The 17,950-nt window shown below is 36.6% G+C and carries 15 protein-coding genes and 1 tRNA gene; all 16 read right to left on the bottom strand.

Features of this window, described 5'->3' with window-relative positions:
• Window positions 1-4: 4 nt before the first annotated feature.
• The 16 genes from C1638_RS14910 to C1638_RS14990 all read right to left on the bottom strand — a co-directional run bounded on the left by C1638_RS14910 (window position 5) and on the right by C1638_RS14990 (window position 17,933).
• On the bottom strand, window positions 5-2,401 hold the full coding sequence (locus tag C1638_RS14910) for a DUF11 domain-containing protein (RefSeq protein WP_123838385.1): 2,397 nt from the start codon (window positions 2,399-2,401) through the stop codon (window positions 5-7).
• A 182-nt stretch (window positions 2,402-2,583) separates the two neighbouring features.
• Window positions 2,584-5,184 (bottom strand): T9SS type A sorting domain-containing protein, encoded by a 2,601-nt coding sequence (locus C1638_RS14915; RefSeq protein ID WP_109622250.1) that lies wholly within the window; start codon window positions 5,182-5,184, stop codon window positions 2,584-2,586.
• 35 nt (window positions 5,185-5,219) lie between these two features.
• Window positions 5,220-6,347 (bottom strand): phage tail-like protein, encoded by a 1,128-nt coding sequence (locus C1638_RS14920; RefSeq protein WP_123838386.1) that lies wholly within the window; start codon window positions 6,345-6,347, stop codon window positions 5,220-5,222.
• A gap of 121 nt (window positions 6,348-6,468) precedes the next feature.
• Complete coding sequence (locus C1638_RS14925; protein ID WP_109622254.1) at window positions 6,469-6,966, bottom strand: hypothetical protein; 498 nt, start codon at window positions 6,964-6,966, stop codon at window positions 6,469-6,471.
• Between the two features lie 274 nt (window positions 6,967-7,240).
• The gene (gene rplL, locus C1638_RS14930; protein WP_047493581.1) at window positions 7,241-7,606 is read right to left on the bottom strand and encodes a 50S ribosomal protein L7/L12; all 366 of its coding nucleotides are present in this window, start codon (window positions 7,604-7,606) and stop codon (window positions 7,241-7,243) included.
• Window positions 7,607-7,652: 46 nt separating this feature from the next.
• On the bottom strand, window positions 7,653-8,237 hold the full coding sequence (gene rplJ / locus C1638_RS14935; protein ID WP_076354936.1) for a 50S ribosomal protein L10: 585 nt from the start codon (window positions 8,235-8,237) through the stop codon (window positions 7,653-7,655).
• Between the two features lie 17 nt (window positions 8,238-8,254).
• A complete protein-coding gene (rplA, locus tag C1638_RS14940) occupies window positions 8,255-8,947 on the bottom strand; it encodes a 50S ribosomal protein L1 (protein ID WP_076551590.1) in 693 nt (230 codons plus the stop codon).
• 11 nt (window positions 8,948-8,958) lie between these two features.
• Entirely contained in the window at window positions 8,959-9,405 is a 447-nt protein-coding gene (gene rplK, locus C1638_RS14945; protein WP_034702033.1) for a 50S ribosomal protein L11, read from the bottom strand.
• Between the two features lie 490 nt (window positions 9,406-9,895).
• Window positions 9,896-10,564, bottom strand: coding sequence for a hypothetical protein (locus C1638_RS14950; RefSeq protein ID WP_109622256.1), 669 nt, complete (start codon window positions 10,562-10,564; stop codon window positions 9,896-9,898).
• A gap of 6 nt (window positions 10,565-10,570) precedes the next feature.
• A complete protein-coding gene (locus tag C1638_RS14955; RefSeq protein WP_109622258.1) occupies window positions 10,571-11,212 on the bottom strand; it encodes a hypothetical protein in 642 nt (213 codons plus the stop codon).
• A gap of 10 nt (window positions 11,213-11,222) precedes the next feature.
• Complete coding sequence (locus tag C1638_RS14960) at window positions 11,223-11,843, bottom strand: hypothetical protein (RefSeq protein WP_109622260.1); 621 nt, start codon at window positions 11,841-11,843, stop codon at window positions 11,223-11,225.
• A gap of 617 nt (window positions 11,844-12,460) precedes the next feature.
• Window positions 12,461-13,003 carry a transcription termination/antitermination protein NusG gene (gene nusG, locus C1638_RS14965; RefSeq protein WP_105681614.1) on the bottom strand — a complete coding sequence of 181 codons (543 nt, stop codon included), beginning with the start codon at window positions 13,001-13,003 and terminating at the stop codon, window positions 12,461-12,463.
• A gap of 19 nt (window positions 13,004-13,022) precedes the next feature.
• A complete protein-coding gene (gene secE, locus C1638_RS14970; RefSeq protein WP_002976410.1) occupies window positions 13,023-13,229 on the bottom strand; it encodes a preprotein translocase subunit SecE in 207 nt (68 codons plus the stop codon).
• A 12-nt stretch (window positions 13,230-13,241) separates the two neighbouring features.
• A tRNA-Trp gene (locus C1638_RS14975) sits at window positions 13,242-13,312 on the bottom strand.
• A gap of 55 nt (window positions 13,313-13,367) precedes the next feature.
• Window positions 13,368-14,579: an elongation factor Tu gene (tuf, locus tag C1638_RS14980; protein WP_103291895.1), complete on the bottom strand. Its 1,212-nt coding sequence runs from the start codon at window positions 14,577-14,579 to the stop codon at window positions 13,368-13,370.
• Between the two features lie 255 nt (window positions 14,580-14,834).
• Window positions 14,835-17,933 (bottom strand): efflux RND transporter permease subunit, encoded by a 3,099-nt coding sequence (locus C1638_RS14990; protein ID WP_109622265.1) that lies wholly within the window; start codon window positions 17,931-17,933, stop codon window positions 14,835-14,837.
• Window positions 17,934-17,950 lie beyond the last annotated feature (17 nt).

Here is a 17,950-nt window from a genome sequence, read left to right on the forward strand (position 1 = left end):
TTTATTAGTTAACATCAGGACAAGTTTGTGTATTAAAACATTTCCAGCCGGACGGTGTCCCATCCGTATTCACCTGAAGACAGTCAAGCGTTATATTATAGATCATCATTCCTTCCACCAGGTTAGCTGCGGGGATCAGAACAATCTGAGGTGTAGTAAGCCTGTTCAAAACAAATCCTTTAGTTTTAGCTTCCAATGCCATCCATCCTCCTTTTCTCACCATAGGCCAATTTGCACCACCTGCTCCTGCTCTATTCAGAGCTGTAATTCCTTGGTTTGTATTCAGACTTGTTCCAGAAGTTACTGACGGTTTATAGCAAAGACAAGCATTAACAGCAGCATTTTGAGAAGATCCAAGACCTTGCCCTTGGTCTCCACCGATATCCGCTGCTCCACCATTATTAACTAAAGCAGGAACCCCTTGAGCGTCTACAGCTCCAGGTATTGATCCATTTGCATTGATCTGCTGCAGCTTCACATTTTCATCCCCCTCAAGAGAATCAAAACAGCCATCATTATCAGAGTCCAAATCCAGGTGATTAAATATCCCGTCTCCATCGGTATCACAAGTAAACGCTAAGACTGAGATATTATCCAAAGACCAGTCATCAAGTCCATTAGTAGATCTGAAAATAAGTGTAGCAGTATCCGGAATAGGACTATTAGGAACATTCAAGGTAAATGTATGGTTAGTATATCCGCTTTGATTAGCAGTTGTGAAAGGTACAAAGCTAGAAGTAGCTCCATTACTCAATACAATGGTAACATTATTCACGGTAGTACTTCTCGTTGTGCCATTACTAATTGTTGCATAAAGAGTACCATTTAGCAGTATCTGCAAGCTTGCTGTGGATCCGGAAGCATTATTTCCATCCTGCGCTCCTAACGTAAGTGTAATAGGAATAAAATTATTGGTATTCGTTAAGTTATTTAAAGTCTGATTAGCATCTTTATTGGAAACGTTATCTGTACTAATATTAATGTCTGTTCCGCTTGACACCCATTCTGGGGCTAATGTCCAGCCATTAGCATTTCCTGTAAAGGTCCCATTTGTTACAATATCATTTCCGGGGCATTCGACATTATCAAGAATACCATCATTATCATCATCCAAATCGGAAGAGTTTCCTATTCCATCTCCATCCTTATCTGAAGTCGTTACTCTTACACTAGCTGTATTATCTGCAGTATCAGGATCATTTAAATCCCCGGTAATGGTTGCTGTATTCAAATAACTTCCAGCCGCACTCACAGTAGCTGTCATTGTAAGCGTTGCACTTGCTCCCGAACTCAGTCCTCCAATTGTCCAAGCTCCCGTAGAGCTATTATATGTACCTACAGACGGTGTAGCACTCACAAATGTCAATCCTGCAGGAAGCAGATCATTTACCAGCACCCCTGTATTATTAGAAGCTCCGTTATTAGTAGCGGTTACAGTAAACACAACATTATTACCAGCCACCGGAGATACATTATTTACAGTTTTCGTTACTCTTAAGTTGGATTCCTGTACTGTAAACCCAAGCATGTATCCATCTCCTGCGGTATTGGTTGTCCCGTGCCAGTTCGTTCCGGTATTGGCTGTTCCACCTCGGGTATATACCCTCAATGTAAGCGTTGTGATTCCTGTTCCAGAAACAAGCACTGTACCTCTGGAAACGTTTGCTACTGCACCATCCGGAGTCGTTGCAGAATTCAGTATCTGCGTTGAAGTAACATTTAAAAGCGCTGATCCGGAAATTTTAGAAAAGGTTACCGGAACATTAGATGATAAATAATCAAACTCAGCAGTATAGTTTTGTCCGTTAGATGTTCCACCTAATGCATTAACCTGTAAATATGGATTATTCACCGGCCTGCTAAAAGTAATGGTCATATCTGCCATCTGCCACCTTTGATTTGTTGCCCTAGTGGCCGCGCTTAATGGTTGAACATTAGTGAAAAGATTAATCGCTCTGTTAACAGTAATATCAATCCCATTCCCTACCAGTGCACCACTACTCGTAAAAGGAGTACTAACAGTGGTATTTCCAAAAGAATTCATTAATGTTAAAACAGGTTCACCTGGATATCCCATGAGAACAGCTCCATTATACCCTGCAAAATTTGCCTGTGTATATTGCTGATTACTCAAAGTATAGGTAACATTCAATGGGGTAGGATTTGCATAGGTAGCAAAAGTATTCCCTGTAGGGTTATTGGTATTGTTCCTAAGCCTGATTGTAGTAGTTCCTACCGAATTGGTAACATTCGCCGTAGGATTCCCATCCCCGTCAGTCATTTCCAAAGAAGCATTTTGTGCCCTCAAATGGAAGATTGAAAAAAGTCCTATTGCAAAGACCAGTTTCTTTTGAATCGAAAAATTCCGATTCCCAGATAAGACAAAATAGTTTAAATTCATATTTTTTACATCAATATTTAATATTAAAATTAATAATTTCTTATTATTTTTTTGCAAAAATATTAATATATAATGATTAGTTTTTGAAAAATATTAAAATATATTTTCAAAATCTATTACCTATCATAAAAAAAGGCTGCCCATCAATGAGCAGCCCTTATTAACACTAAAAAGTTTTATAATTATTTTACAATAACCTTGTAAGATTTTACAGTTGATTTAGTTTCGATCTTAATGATATAGATTCCTGTAGGCAATGAAGAGGTATTAATACCTGTACGCGCCGTGAATTTATCAGACTTAACTACTTGTCCCTGTGCTGAGAACAATGTATACACCCCTTCTTCTGCAGCTGTAATCATAAGGTTTTCACCAGATTTTACCGGATTAGGATATACCTTAACGTCATTTGCCGTTTCAGTTATTTCTGAGCTTCCTGTAATTTTCTCAGAGCCCATTGATGCGTTTTTCAGTAATGTAGCGTAAGGAGAAAGTGGAGAATTCGGTGATCCTCTTTTCACAAGATCTGTATCTACAACAGCCTGTATACCGTCTCTATCTTTATCATCAATAGTAGAGATAAATCCACCTCCTGTTGTATCCAGATTACCTTTTCCAATTTGGTATAGATCAAGATCCGAACCATTGGAAGTAAGATCAAGGAAATCAGGCTGGCTGTCTCCGTCTGTATTTTTAAGAGAATATTTCAACGTACCAGAATCTGGATAAGTTTCTAATATATCAGCTAAACCATTATTTCCTACAGCCACGCCAGCATCAATGACACCGTTACGATCTGCATCAATCTGATTGATTACTGAGGTAGGAATCCCTGATTCGAATAGATCCAAAATTCCGTCATTATCAGAATCAAGATCACGATAATTTGGAACTGCATCTCCAAGTATAGGGGTGATTAAAATATCTCCTTCCATATCATCATCTTCAAATTTTCCGTTTTTATCAAAATCTTCTGTTGAATCCGGAATACCATCATTATCAGAATCAAAATCACAAGCATCCACAATTCCATCACCATCAGTATCTAATGTTGGCGACTTATCGTTAACCACTGTACATCCTTCTGCACAATCCGGAATACCATTTCCATTATTATCGATACTATCATCTCCTCCAGGGCAACGATCGAAGCAGTTTGGCGTTCCATCGTTATCATCATCTTTACTTGCAAAAGCATTATAGATATAATAGTTCTGAGGAATACGAACCGCTGTTCCGCTATTGAAAGTAATCTTCATACGGTTAAAAGGTTTTGTTGCTTTTCCTCCTACATAGAACTTATTTGAATTGGTTGTAAAGAAGTTTCCACTGATAAGGCTTCCGGAACTTGTAAAGGTATCTGTTACGGCGTTTCCATTATACAATGTTACGGTAATATTTTCCAGAACACTTACTCCAAGAAGGTTTCCTGCTTTTTCCACTGTAAACCCCGCCATTGTATTGACTGGCAACATAGAATTACTGCTTACCGTAGCATATGCTGAGAAAATACTCAAGATAGATGCTGCCGGAACCGTTGCTGTTGCATAATTGGATGGATTGTTATCAACAATTGCTTCAGGATTTGTCATTTTGGCTAAAATAAGTCCTAAAAATCCTGGTCCTGACGTCCAGCTTCCTCCTGTTACCAGATTTCCTGGGATAGCAGAACCACTTGTCTGTATTTTATCATCACATTCACAAGATAATGGTTCTTCAAAAGCATAATATACCTTAAGTGATCCTAAGTTGAATCCCAGAGTCTGGGTAATTTTCAATCTTACTTCATTGAATGGCTTGGTAGTAGTAAGAGTAACTTTTTGTTTTCCGGAACCGTAACCAAGAACTTTAATATTGATTAAACCTCCACCATCAGACAACTGTCTTGAATCCTGAAGTTGTCCGAATAAATAAGTTTCAATGGTAATATTTTTCAAGAACTCGGCACTTAAAAGTTTCCCCTGATCATCTGGTTCTATTACAAATCCTGTTCTATTACCAGCAGGATATACCTGATTTTTATCCAAAACTCCTACTGAATAGGATCCTAGCAATCCTATTGGAAGAACTACTCTCCCGAAAGAGTTTTTATTTCCGTCTCCAATATTTTCTTTATTCTGAACATAAGAAAGAGGAGCAAGGAAACTACTGCTTCCCGAAACATTCCCGTCAACACCACTTCCTGCAATGATATCATCACAAATACCATTATTATCAGTTGGTACTTTTGTAGGGTCAAATGCAAATGCATAATACACATTCATAGCACTGAAAACTGAAAGAACGTTTGTTTGATATAATCTTACTTCATCAAACTCTTTAGTCGTTTTTAAATGTAAGAATATTCTGTTTTTGCTTCCCCCAAATGCCGGCACTGATAAAAGCGTACTGCTGGTTGTTGTTTCCTGAAGAACTCCATTTCTATAAGTACTGATTCTTAAAGAGCTTAATAAATCAATCGTAATAAAACTTGTCCCAAGATCTACATTAAATCCGGTGATATATCCTGCCGGGTAAGAAGTGTTTTTGTTCTTCACAGAAATTCCATTTCCACTTACCAGAGAGGCAAAGTTACCCATGCTTACACTGTTGTCTAAGTTAGCATCTACCACCGGATTCATATTTCCGTTATAACACGCCAGACAAATCCCTGAATTGTTTACAGGCTTTGCTTCTACTCCCATCCCTCGGATAGGCTCGTAGCCTTGTTGTGCAAATACTACTGCAGACATTACTAATGTCATGAGCATTGCTGTCAAGTTCTCGAATAATTTTTTGGTCATTTTTTTTATTTTTAAGGTTTGTGTTTATTTTTTTACTAGAATGCTTTCCATATTGTTCCATTACATCCTTCATGCACTCTAGCTGTAGCATTGTAACGGATAGCTCCTTCTTCCTTGCTTGTACATGTATTATTGGATGGAGCAATTCCTTTCATTTGAATAGCGGCTCCTGATGCTGTATCAGCTGTAGGTACCATATTAATCCCTACAATAGCATCCGTTCCGTTTCCTATATTGAAAAAGACATGGGCTTTATTGGCATACACTGATTGTCCCGCTAATGCCTTTCCTGTAAATCCTATTGCTATGGCCTGCCCTCCTGAAACATCATTTGCAGAACCTATGGCAACGGTATTGGTTACTGCTGTATTTCCAGCTCCCACAATAATACCTCCGTTATTAGTATTACTATTTCCCAGGGTTAACCCCGTAATTCCTGTTATTGTGTTCAGGTTTCCAAAGACTAAATTATTAGCCCCCGATGCGTTGTTGGAATTCCCAATAACCTTAGCTCCATTATTTGCAGTATTCCCTAATCCGATTGCAACTGCCGGAAAATTTCCTTGTGCAGACACCGTATTATCTTTTCCTAATGCTACATTAGAAGAAGTACTATTTGTAAGTGTATTATTGGATCCCCAAGTGAATGATGCAAAAGATCCTGTGGTAGTATTAGAATTCCCTCCACGCAGGGTTCCGTTTACATCCAAAATTCCTTTAACATTTTTCTGGGTAGCCAATACCAGGCTTTGCCCGTCACTTGTTCCTAAATAATTTCCAGTTGAAATATCAGCTCCCAAACCGGCAGTAGTAGCTACAGTTCCTGTATTTCCTGTTGTTCGCCAGTCAGAACCTAAGTTGCTCCATTTTGTACCATCAAAATAATAGTAACCGGGTATTACAACATCAACAGTTTGTCCGGTGGGTGCTGCTTCTACTGTAGTAACATATACTATTGCTCCTGTTTGGGCTGTTGTATAGCTCTTAGCTTTCAATTGTACTCCTGTAAGTCTTGGTGCGATAACACCGTCCAGCTTACTATTATCTGATGGAAAACCCACCACATCAAGAGACGCCTGTGGCATCGATACATTAATCCCAACCTGTGCACACGTGAGAAGACTCACAGATAAGAATCCTAATGTGAATAATTTGCTTTTCATTGTAATTGATATTTGTTGTTTTTTTTTGCATTTGTTTTATTTAAAGGGCAAATCTCTAGCTATCTCATTTAAAATAGTAAATGAAGACATTCATAATGTAACCAAAGAATTGTAAAAAAAATTAGAATATATTAAGAGGAGTGGCCAATTTGTCTGGGATTTTGATAATACACTTAAAGCCGTCAATCAATTTGAAAGAATTGATAATAAACTTCTTGACCTTTTCAAATACCATTCTCGTATTTTCATTATCACTTAAATAGTGTTCTCTCCATTTGTACTGTACGGAAATAAACTTCATATTCTCTACAGAGAATAGAAAGAAATCTTTGTCATTAATGATAGGAGGATTATTTTGTAAAGTACGATTATGAAATATAATGTATTGAGATGTATGATCATCTTTTGTATGATGATAAGATTTGCCATTCACATTCTTCTGGATTTTTTTATTTTCCATCAGCTGATGCGAACCAATTTTATTTATACCTGTGTAATGCAGCAGTTCAAACTTACTACCCATCGTAACAGATACAAACCTAGTGTTCAGTTTTCCTATAGCCGACATAAGCAATAAGAATGCAATTTGACTATAGGAAAGAAAATAATTTCTATCCATTATATTGTGTTTTTTTCTTATTGCAAATATAATAATTTTTCAATAAAAACAATTTTTTAATAAAAAAAATACACCTAAAATATAAAATACATGTAATAAGTATAAAATATACTATTGATTTTTAAGAAATAAATAACGATAATCAAATATAGCATAATACAAAGCAATAATATTCTAATACATATATAAATTAAATGCTTGATTGTAAAGGAATGACAACAAAAAAAGCCCGGGCAAATGCCCGGGCTTCCTATATTTATAATAAAATTGAAAATTATTTCAATTCTACTTCAGCACCAGCTTCTTCTAATTGCTTCTTAAGAGCTTCAGCTTCGTCTTTAGAAACTCCTTGCTTAATTGCAGCTGGAGCACCATCTACGATATCTTTAGCTTCTTTAAGACCAGCACCAGTTAAATCTTTTACTAATTTAACGATAGCTAATTTAGAAGCACCTGCAGACTTAAGAATTACATCGAATTCAGTCTTTTCTTCAGCAGCTTCTCCACCACCTGCAGCAACAACTACAGCAGCAGCAGCTGGCTCAATTCCGTACTCATCCTTAAGGATAGTAGCTAATTCGTTTACGTCTTTTACAGTTAGGTTTACTAGCGTTTCAGCTAAATTTTTTAAATCTGACATTGTTGTAATGTTTTTGTTGATTATTTATTTAATTTTTTGAGTATAATTATTCAGCACTTGTTTCTTCAGTGCTTTCTGCAGCAGCTTCTGGAGCTTCAGCAGGAGTTTCTTCTACAGCAGGAGCAGCTTCTTCAGCTTTAGCTTCTACAGTTTCAGATTTGTTTTGAAGAGCAGAAACAACTCTTTGAATTGGAGATTGAAGTAATCCAATGATTTCTCCGATCATTTCTTCTCTAGACTTGATGTTAGCAAGTGCAGATAAGTTTTCGTCTCCAACGTAGAAAGTTTCTTGAACAAAAGCAGACTTTAAAGCTGGCTTTTCTTCTTTCTTTCTGAACCCTTGGATTAATTTTGCTGGACCGTTTGCAGTCTCAGAAATCATTAATGCAGAGTTTCCTTTAAAAGTTTGGAACATTTCAGAGTAATCTACTCCTTCAATTTGTTCCATTGCTTTTTGCAAAAGTGTATTTTTTACAACTTTTACTTTGATATTTTGTTTGAAAGCCTGTCTTCTGAATTCTGAAGACTTAGCAGCGTTCAATCCGTCTAGATCTGCTACGTATACTACTTTTGCATCCTGAAGCAAGTCTTTGATCTCTTGTATTGCTACAACTTTTTGGTCTTTTGTCATTGTCTTAAGGATTTATATTAGTTAACAGATTTAGTATCAATTGCAATACCAGGGCTCATTGTAGAAGACAAATAGATGCTTTTTACATAAGTTCCTTTAGCAGCAGTTGGCTTCATTTTGATCAATGTAGAGATCAATTCCTGCGCGTTTTCTTTGATTTTATCAGCATCGAAAGATACTTTACCAATACCAGCGTGGATGATACCATACTTGTCTACTTTGAAATCAATTTTACCTGCTTTCACTTCAGTTACTGCTTTACCAATTTCCATTGTTACAGTTCCTGATTTAGGGTTAGGCATTAAACCTCTTGGACCTAATACTCTACCTAATGGACCTAATTTACCCATTACAGCTGGCATAGTAACGATAACGTCAACGTCTGTCCAACCTTCTTTGATTTTTTGTAAATATTCGTCAAGACCTACATAATCAGCACCAGCAGCTTTAGCTTCTGCTTCTTTATCTGGAGTTACAAGAGCTAATACTTTAACATCTTTACCAGTACCATGAGGAAGAGATACTACACCTCTTACCATTTGGTTTGCTTTTCTTGGGTCTACACCTAATCTTACGGCGATATCTACTGAAGCATCAAACTTTGTAGTGTTCACTTCTTTTACAAGAGCTGAACCTTCTTCAAGGTTATAGATTCTTCCTTTTTCTACTTTGCTTAAAGCTTCCTTTTGCTTTTTTGTTAATTTTGCCATTTCTTTAGGTTTTAAGCGTTAAAAGTTGGTTTAGTTCCTGTTACTCTTAATCCCATAGATCTAGCAGTACCTGCAACCATAGAAACTGCAGAATCCATTGTAAAGCAGTTAAGGTCAGTCATTTTATCTTCAGCGATTTTCTTCACTTGATCCCAAGATACAGAACCTACTTTGTTTCTGTTTGGTTCACCAGAACCACCCTTGATCTTAGCCGCATCCATTAACTGGATTGCTGCAGGAGGAGTTTTAATTACGAATTCAAAAGATTTGTCTTCGTACACTGTAATTACTACAGGTAAAACTTGTCCTGGCTTATCTTGAGTTCTTCCGTTAAATTGCTTACAAAACTCCATGATGTTCACACCTGCAGAACCCAATGCTGGACCTACTGGTGGAGAAGGGTTAGCTGCGCCACCTTTCACCTGAAGCTTTACCATTTTAAAGACTTTCTTAGCCATTGTTTGTTTTTTAAATTTGAATAATTAATGAGTTTGGAAGCATTTATTATTCAGTAGGTTATGCACTCACATAACAATAAACCTACTTTTCGGACTGCAAAAGTATAAAATATTTTTGAAACCACAAACGGATATTGCTGATTTTTAAAAAGTTTTACATTTTTTTTCTTTGCGAAAATATTTTACATTCTAAATTTTATGCTGATACTATTGAAAAATTAAATTAGTCGGAAGACTTATAAAGCATCCGTATTTTCACCAATACTTATATAAAGAAAAAGAAGAGTAAATATATCCTTCTCTTTCCCAATTGCAATTCTATTTATTACATGATCCATTTTGTTTGAGTAATCCAGTGCAAAATAAAAATAATTATTTCACTGTAAATTTTAGAGGTTCCCCTATAAGAGTATAACAATAGAGTTATTAAAAACAAAAAACCAGACTACTGTCCGGTTTCGCTTGAAAATAAATATATAATCAAATTATATTAAAAGCCTGAAGGTTTATTAATTGTCTGTGCAGAACCATTAGCTCCTCCTAAATCAGCATTAATATCATTGATATTTTGTTTTGTAATAAGCCTTTTGTAGGCCATTAAATAGAGATCCACTGTGAAATTATTATAGGTTCTGGATGCCCCTCCCGTAATATTAGCAATAATTCTACTATCTGTAAATTTTGCCTTGATATGCCAGGTTCCATTGCTTTTGAATGCAATAACATCCGGCGAACCTTGTTTATTATCATTAATCCCGTTATCCCCATAATCGAGCATTACATTTGTACTGCCATTATTAAGTCTAAACGAATAATTATGGAGAATAACTAAAAAGTTATTCGCATCTATTTTTGTATCATAATCTGTAATTCCTTCTCCAGACACTCCTGTTAGTGAAAGCTTGAGATAGTTGAATAATCCGCTACTTTCCTGATTTGGATCATACAGCTGTATGGCATTTTCTGATGTTGCCAAAAAACTACCTCCTGTCATGGTAGGCTCTCCTGGATTTCTAAGATATAAAGAGTTGGTATAGGTCCTCCCGTTTACATCAAGAGTTTCTGTGGGTTTATCTGTTTTGATTCCTACTTTACCGATCTGAGCATTCATAAAAATTCCCAGACACATCATTATTGTAATATAAATTCTTATTCTCATGTTTTTCTATTGAAGCCCTAAAGGCGTGTTGGTTGATACTCCTGAAAAAGAAGCCGCAGCTGAAACGGAACCTGTAAATGTTCCCCAATCTTTTACCAGTGATTTTTCAAATACATTCAGGGTAAGAGTCCATGTCCCATTTTGTTCAGAAGTGGTACTGGCTCCTTTAAAACTTAAATTAATTGCCTGATAATTTTTTCCCCCTTTCGCTACTTTAGTTACTTCTGTAGAGTAAGCACCGTAGGATCTTGGATTTGTAGAAGTATTTGCAGCTGATACTGCTCCACTAAAAACAGCTCCTGTAATTGCCACAACATATTTATCAGCATCCAATCCTGTGTTCAGGTTAATTACTTCATCCTGTTTCACATTTTTCAAAATAACTCTATACATGTTTACCGGAGCTACATTACGAAGCGTAATATCAAGAAGCTTAACCTTTCCTACAGGTGAAGTATCCTTGGAACGCGTAAGTAATAAATAGTTTCCCTTTGCAGTTGTATTTTCAGTATCTATCAAATAAGATTCAACAAGTGTTTCACCTTCTACATCCAGGGTACCTTTTGGATTGGGAGTATTTATTCCCACTTGTGCTTTCATGCCTAAAGAGGCAACTGCTACAAGAAATAATGCAGTAATTTTTTTCATTATTGTATTTTTATTGAATTAAAGGTGCTGCTGCTGCACCTGTTGTAGAAGCTTTAAGATCTTGTGTTGAGTTTACTTCCTTGGCATATGACCTGTCATATACCAATAAATTAAGTGTCCATTCTCCAGTAGGTAAAGTTGAAGCGGGAGAAAACCCTTCATAATCGGCTTTTAGCTTCCAAGTTCCTCCTGAGGAATAGGCAAAAATCTGAGGTACTGGGGTCAACCAATCTCCACTACTTGTTCTTATGGGTTGGGTAAATCCAAAAGAGGAAATTACAACCAGAAATTTTTGGGAATTGATCTTTGTATCAAATTGGTTCACCCAGTCCTTATCGGAAGGATCACAGGTAATTTTAAATTGAATAATGTTAATTGGTGCCGGAGAATTAGGTACAAAAGTATCATTATAGGCTGTAATTTTATTTTCCGGTGCCGGAGACTTAATAATAAATGTGTAATTCTCATCAGCGCCAAGCTTTTCCATAGGTTTTTTGAAAACCATTCCGGATGTCTTCATAGTACCATTTACAGTCAGTTCTTTTTCCGGCTTTGTAGTGTTAATACCAACCTGAGCGTGCATAAATCCTATTGAACCTATTAAAAGGATCATCGAAGTAATCTTTGTCATTATGGGGATGTGTTTATTTTTAAACTTTTCAACCCAACTTTCCTCTATATCATTTATGGTTTAAAAATAAAACACAAAATGGTTTTGTACATCTGCCAAACAGTGTACCAAATGGAAAAACAAAAAGTTTTATGGGTTGATGCAGGTTAGGTTACAATAAACATGCCATCAAAGAGGAAATAATGATTAGAAAAGTCTATGAATACAGGAAAATTAGATATTATCCCATAAAAGTGATTATTGTATTTAAGCTAAAGACTGTGTAGGAGCACGATACGAAAGTCTAGTTATTATATTTTCAATAAAATAATATTTAAAAAATTATGAAAAATAAAATAATAACAATAAATAACAGTCTTATTTTTCGATATTCACATATTTTTAAGAAAAACACAACTATTGGTGATCATTTAGTCTATCATAAATTCTCATTGGATAACACTTTCAAAATTACAGAGATACTCCTATTAATAGTGGATTAGACTGTAATAGGGCAAAGCTATTACATGATGAAAAAAGAGGATAAATATACAAGAAACAGAATTTAATAAAAGGAACAATTAGAAAACAAAAAAGACCGCTTAAATAGCAGTCTTTTATATTATATAAGTAAATTATTATACTTTTTCTACTTGCATGTAGCTTAGTTCCATTGGAGTTTTTCTACCGAAGATTAATACAGAAACTTCAATTTTCTTTTTGTCTTCAAGAATTTTCTCAACTGTACCATTGAATCCGTTGAAAGGACCATCGATCACTTTTACGTTTTCACCTACTACATATGGAATTTCAACATCGCTTGCGAATTCTGAAAGTTCATCCATTCTTCCAAGCATTCTGTTCACTTCTGATTTTCTCATTGGAACAGGATCACCACCTTTTGTTAAACTTAAGAAAGAAATAACTCCAGGGATATTTTTGATAGCGTGAGGAATCTCCCCCATCAAGTCAGCTTCAATCATTAAGTATCCAGGATAGTAAGGTCTTTCTTTAGGAACTTTTTTACCGTTTCTAATTTGGATAACCTTTTCCATAGGAATAACCACTTGAGTAACGTACTGCTCAAACCCTAAACGTTTGATTTCTGTCTCAATATAGTTTTTCACTTTATTTTCCTGTCCGCTGATTGCTTTCAGCACATACCATTTCAATTCGCTCATTATGGGAAAACACTTTTAATTAATTGAACAAGTTGATTAGCATTCCGATGATGTTGCTGATTGCTTTTGAAAACAATTCATCAACTCCAAAGGTAAATAAAGCCAGAATAACTGTCGCAATAGTCACTACAATTGTAGAAGACTGAAGGTCAGCCCATTTTGGCCATTCAACTTTATGTCTAAATTCGTTATAAGAACCTTTTAAAAAATCGACAAATGAACTCATAATTTATATTTGCACGGGCACAAGGATTCGAACCCTGATCAACGGTTTTGGAGACCGGTATCCTACCATTGGACGATGCCCGTAATTAAAAAAGCTTCCGAGAGTTTCCTTTCGGAAGCTTTATTTATTTTAAGATGATTAGTCTAAGATTTCAGTAACCTGACCTGAACCAACTGTTCTACCTCCTTCTCTGATCGCAAATCTAAGACCTACGTTAAGAGCGATTGGCTGTAACAATTCTACAGTGATTTCTAAGTTATCTCCTGGCATTACCATTTCAACACCTTCTGGTAAGAAGATTTCACCTGTAACGTCAGTAGTTCTTACGTAGAACTGAGGACGGTATTTGTTGTGGAATGGAGTGTGACGTCCACCTTCTTCTTTAGAAAGGATATAAACAGAAGCCTTGAATTTTTTGTGTGGCTTAACTGAATCTTTCTTAGCGATAACCATACCTCTCTTGATGTCAGTTTTTTCAATACCTCTCAACAATAGACCTACGTTATCTCCAGCTTCACCTCTATCTAGGATCTTTCTGAACATCTCAACTCCTGTAATAGTAGAAGTTAATTTCTCGTCACCCATACCTACGATATCAACTGGATCACCAGTGTTGATAACACCAGCCTCGATTCTACCAGTTGCTACAGTACCTCTACCTGTAATAGAGAATACGTCTTCAATTGGCATCAAGAATGGCTTTTCAGTATCTCTTGGTGGTTGCTCGATCCAAGTATCAACAGCATCCATCAATTCTTCAACGCTCTTGAACCACTTATCTTCTGTGTTAGCAGGAGAAGCAGTAGCTGCAGTAAGAGCTCCTAATGCAGAACCTTGAATTACTGGAGAGTTATCTCCGTCGAAATCATAAGTAGACAATAAGTCTCTAAGTTCCATTTCAACAAGCTCTAATAATTCAGGATCATCTACCATGTCAACTTTGTTCATGAAAACAACGATTCTTGGTACGTTTACCTGACGGCAAAGTAGGATATGTTCTCTAGTCTGAGGCATTGGACCGTCAGTTGCAGCACATACTACGATAGCTCCATCCATTTGAGCAGCACCAGTTACCATGTTCTTAACATAGTCGGCGTGACCTGGACAGTCAACGTGAGCATAGTGTCTTTTTTCAGTTTCGTATTCGATGTGAGCAGTATTGATAGTAATACCTCTTTCTTTTTCTTCTGGAGCAGAGTCAATTGCAGAGAAGTCTTTTTTCTCAGCAAGACCTTTGCTAGCTAATACAGCAGAAATAGCAGCTGTAAGAGTAGTTTTACCATGGTCAACGTGACCAATAGTACCAATGTTCAAGTGTGGTTTGTTACGATTAAACGTTTCCTTTGCCATGATTTAAAATTATTTATTTATTGTTTTTCAAATTTTCGGTGTGCAAATATAATGATTTTTTAGATACCAAAATCTTTTTATTGGAAAAAAATTCAATATTTGCATCCAATGAAATACAATCCTTATATTTCAATGTATTGAGACTGCAAATTTACACATTTTTCTGGATTGAAAAAAACTTTCTAAAACCTTTTATGAAAAAGCCTGAAATACAGAATATTCCAGGCTCAATTAATATATAAAATGAAAGATAAATTAGCTATGACGTAGTTTTTTGGTTCTGTTGAAGATCCAGAAAATAATTGGAAAAATAAGCAGTGTAAGTACTGTTGCTGTAATAAGCCCTCCAATAATTACAATGGCAAGAGGTTTTTGTGATTCTGAACCAATTCCTGTGGATAAAGCTGCAGGCATTAATCCAATGGAAGCCATAAGCGCCGTCATGATGACTGGTCTTGTTCTGGATTTCACTCCATTTAAGATGGCCGTGTCTATGTCCATTCCGTCTTTAACGTTCTGATGAAATTCTGTGATCAATATTACTCCATTTTGTATACAAATCCCCAGTAAGGCAATCATACCTACTCCGGCAGAAATTCCAAAGTTGATTCCGGTAACGTGCAGCGCAATGATTCCTCCAATCAATGCAAAAGGAACATTTGCTAAAACAAGAAGTGAATCTTTCATGTTTCCAAACAGGATAAACAAAAGGAAGAAGATCATCAGGATACTTACCGGAACTACTTGTGTCAATCTGTGTGATGCACGCTGCTGGTTTTCAAACTGACCTGTCCAACCAACGGAATATCCGTCCGGAAGCTCAATGGTGGCTACTTTTTTCTGTGCATCTGCAATGGTACTTCCTAAATCTCGGTCACGAATGGAGAACTTCACTCCAATGTATCTTTTAATATTATCTCTATAAATGAATGCTGCTCCATTGTCTTTAACGATAGTACTGATCTCTTTTAAAGGGATTTTTGCTCCGTCTTGTGTAGGAACCATCAAAGCGGCAATATCGTTCTCATTGGTTCTGTATTCCTGAGAATAACGAAGACGGATCGGGAACTTTCTTTCTCCGTCAAACATTTCGGAAGCGGTTTTTCCTCCAAAGGCCATTTCCAGTACAGCTTGTGCATCGGCAGGCATTACTCCATAGGCCGCCATTTTATCTCGGTCTAAGACAACACTTACTTCCGGCTGGCCAATATTTTTTATGATACCGGGATCTTTTACTCCTTCTACATCTTTAATTTTAACTAAGATTTCCTGAGCCAGTTTATCCAACGTTTCCAGATTATCTCCATAGATTTTAATTCCGTTTTCAGCTTTAAAACCTGCTACAGCTTCTGCTACGTTATCCGAAATGGGCTGGGAATAGTTGAATGTGATCCCTTGATAACTTCTAAGCTTTTTATCAATTTCAGTAATAAGTTCATCATAGGTGATCTTTCGTTTCCATTCTTCTCTAGGCTTAAGGTTTACAGCAAACTGTACAAATCCGAATCCATTTGGGTCTGTTCCGTCATTACTTCTTCCTGTCTGAGCTAAGACGTCTGTAACTTCGGAAAAGCTCATAATATCCTTTTTCAAGAGATCTGCCGTTTTTAATGATTCTTTTAATGAAGAACTCATAGGCATTTCTGCAGTGATCCAAAGTGAACCTTCATTAAGCTGCGGCAGGAATTCTGTTCCAAGGAATTTTCCGGAGAATAATGTTACTACAAGGAATGAAATGGCAACAATCATACTTGTCTTTTTATGCTTAAATGTAGTATTGAAGCCTTTGAGTACAATTCTATCCCAAAAATTAACAAATGGATTATTTTTTTCTCTTACATTTTTATTTAAAAGAATATGTGAAAGTACCGGAACAAGGGTTAATGTAAATATCAAAGCCCCTATCAATGCAAACCCTAAGGTAAAAGCCAATGGTGAGAACATTTTCCCTTCCACTTTCTGAAATGAGAAAATAGGAATCAGGGAAGTAATGATAATTAGCTTTGAAAAGAAGATTGCTTTTCCTAAACCTGTTCCTGTCTGCTTGATCCAACCGCCTTTCGCCAACTTATTGAATTTTTCCATTCCGTATTTGTGAGCCTTGTGGTCGAGCATTACAAAGAGCCCTTCCACCATGACGACGGCCCCGTCTATGATGATTCCGAAATCTACCGCTCCTAATGAAAGTAGATTGGCACTCATCCCCGCCAGTTTTAAACATAAAAAGGCAAATAATAGGGATAGCGGAATGATGATGGAAACGATTAGTGTCGTTCTCCAGTCTGCCATGAAGATCAAAACGATGACCGTTACCAATACAATTCCTTCAATCAGGTTGTGCATTACGGTGTGGGTGGTAAAATCCATCAGGTTATCCCTGTCATAGAAAGTGACCATTTTTACATCTTTCGGCAGAATTTTTTCATTCAGTTCCTTAATTTTAGCTTTCACACCAATCAAAACTTCTCTTGGGTTCTCACCTTTTCTCATTACAACAATTCCTTCTACGGTGTCATCATGATTATTCAAGGCTGCCTGCCCTACCCTAGGCATAGAGCTTTCATGAACTTCAGCAACGTTCTTTACTAAAACCGGATTTCCACTGTCATTCTGAATGGTAATATTTCCAATATCAGCAATAGATTTCACCAAACCAATTCCTCTTACGACATAGGCCTGCCCGTTTTTTTCAATTACATCTCCTCCTACGTTCAGGTTACTTTTGGTAACTGCATCATACACTTGAAGTGGTGTGAGGTTATATTTATCCAATGCTCTCGGATCAATACTTAGTTCAAAGACTTTATCCTGTCCTCCGAAAACATTAATATCCGCAACTCCGGGAACACCTCTTAGGGCACGGTCTATCACCCAGTTTTGCAGGGTAAGTAATTTGCGGGAATCTTTTGTTTTACTTTCCAGTGTATATCTGAAAATTTCTCCGGTTGGCCCGTAGGGTGGTTGTACTTCAGGATCTACTTCATCAGGAAGGCTAATGGTTCTTAATTGGTTATTGACCTGATTTCTGGCAAAAGTATCATCCACCCCATCATCAAATAGAATTTTAACAATGGAAAGTCCAAACATTGTTGTACTTCTCACACTTGTTTTCTTCTGAACCGGGCTCATTGCCAATTCAATAGGTGTAGTAACAAAGCGTTCTACTTCTTCTGCACTACGCCCATTCCACTGGGTAATGATTACAATCTGGGTATTGGTAACGTCCGGAAATGCTTCAATGGGCATGTTCTTGAAGCTTATAAAACCGGCAATCGCTAAAATAGCTACCCAAATAAAGGTAAATGCTTTATTTTTTAAGGAGAAAGCGATTATATTTTTTATGAATTTATTCATGATAGATAATTGATGAC

Source organism: Chryseobacterium oncorhynchi, from assembly GCF_002899895.1.
In the GTDB taxonomy this organism is placed as follows: Bacteria; Bacteroidota; Bacteroidia; order Flavobacteriales; family Weeksellaceae; genus Chryseobacterium; species Chryseobacterium oncorhynchi.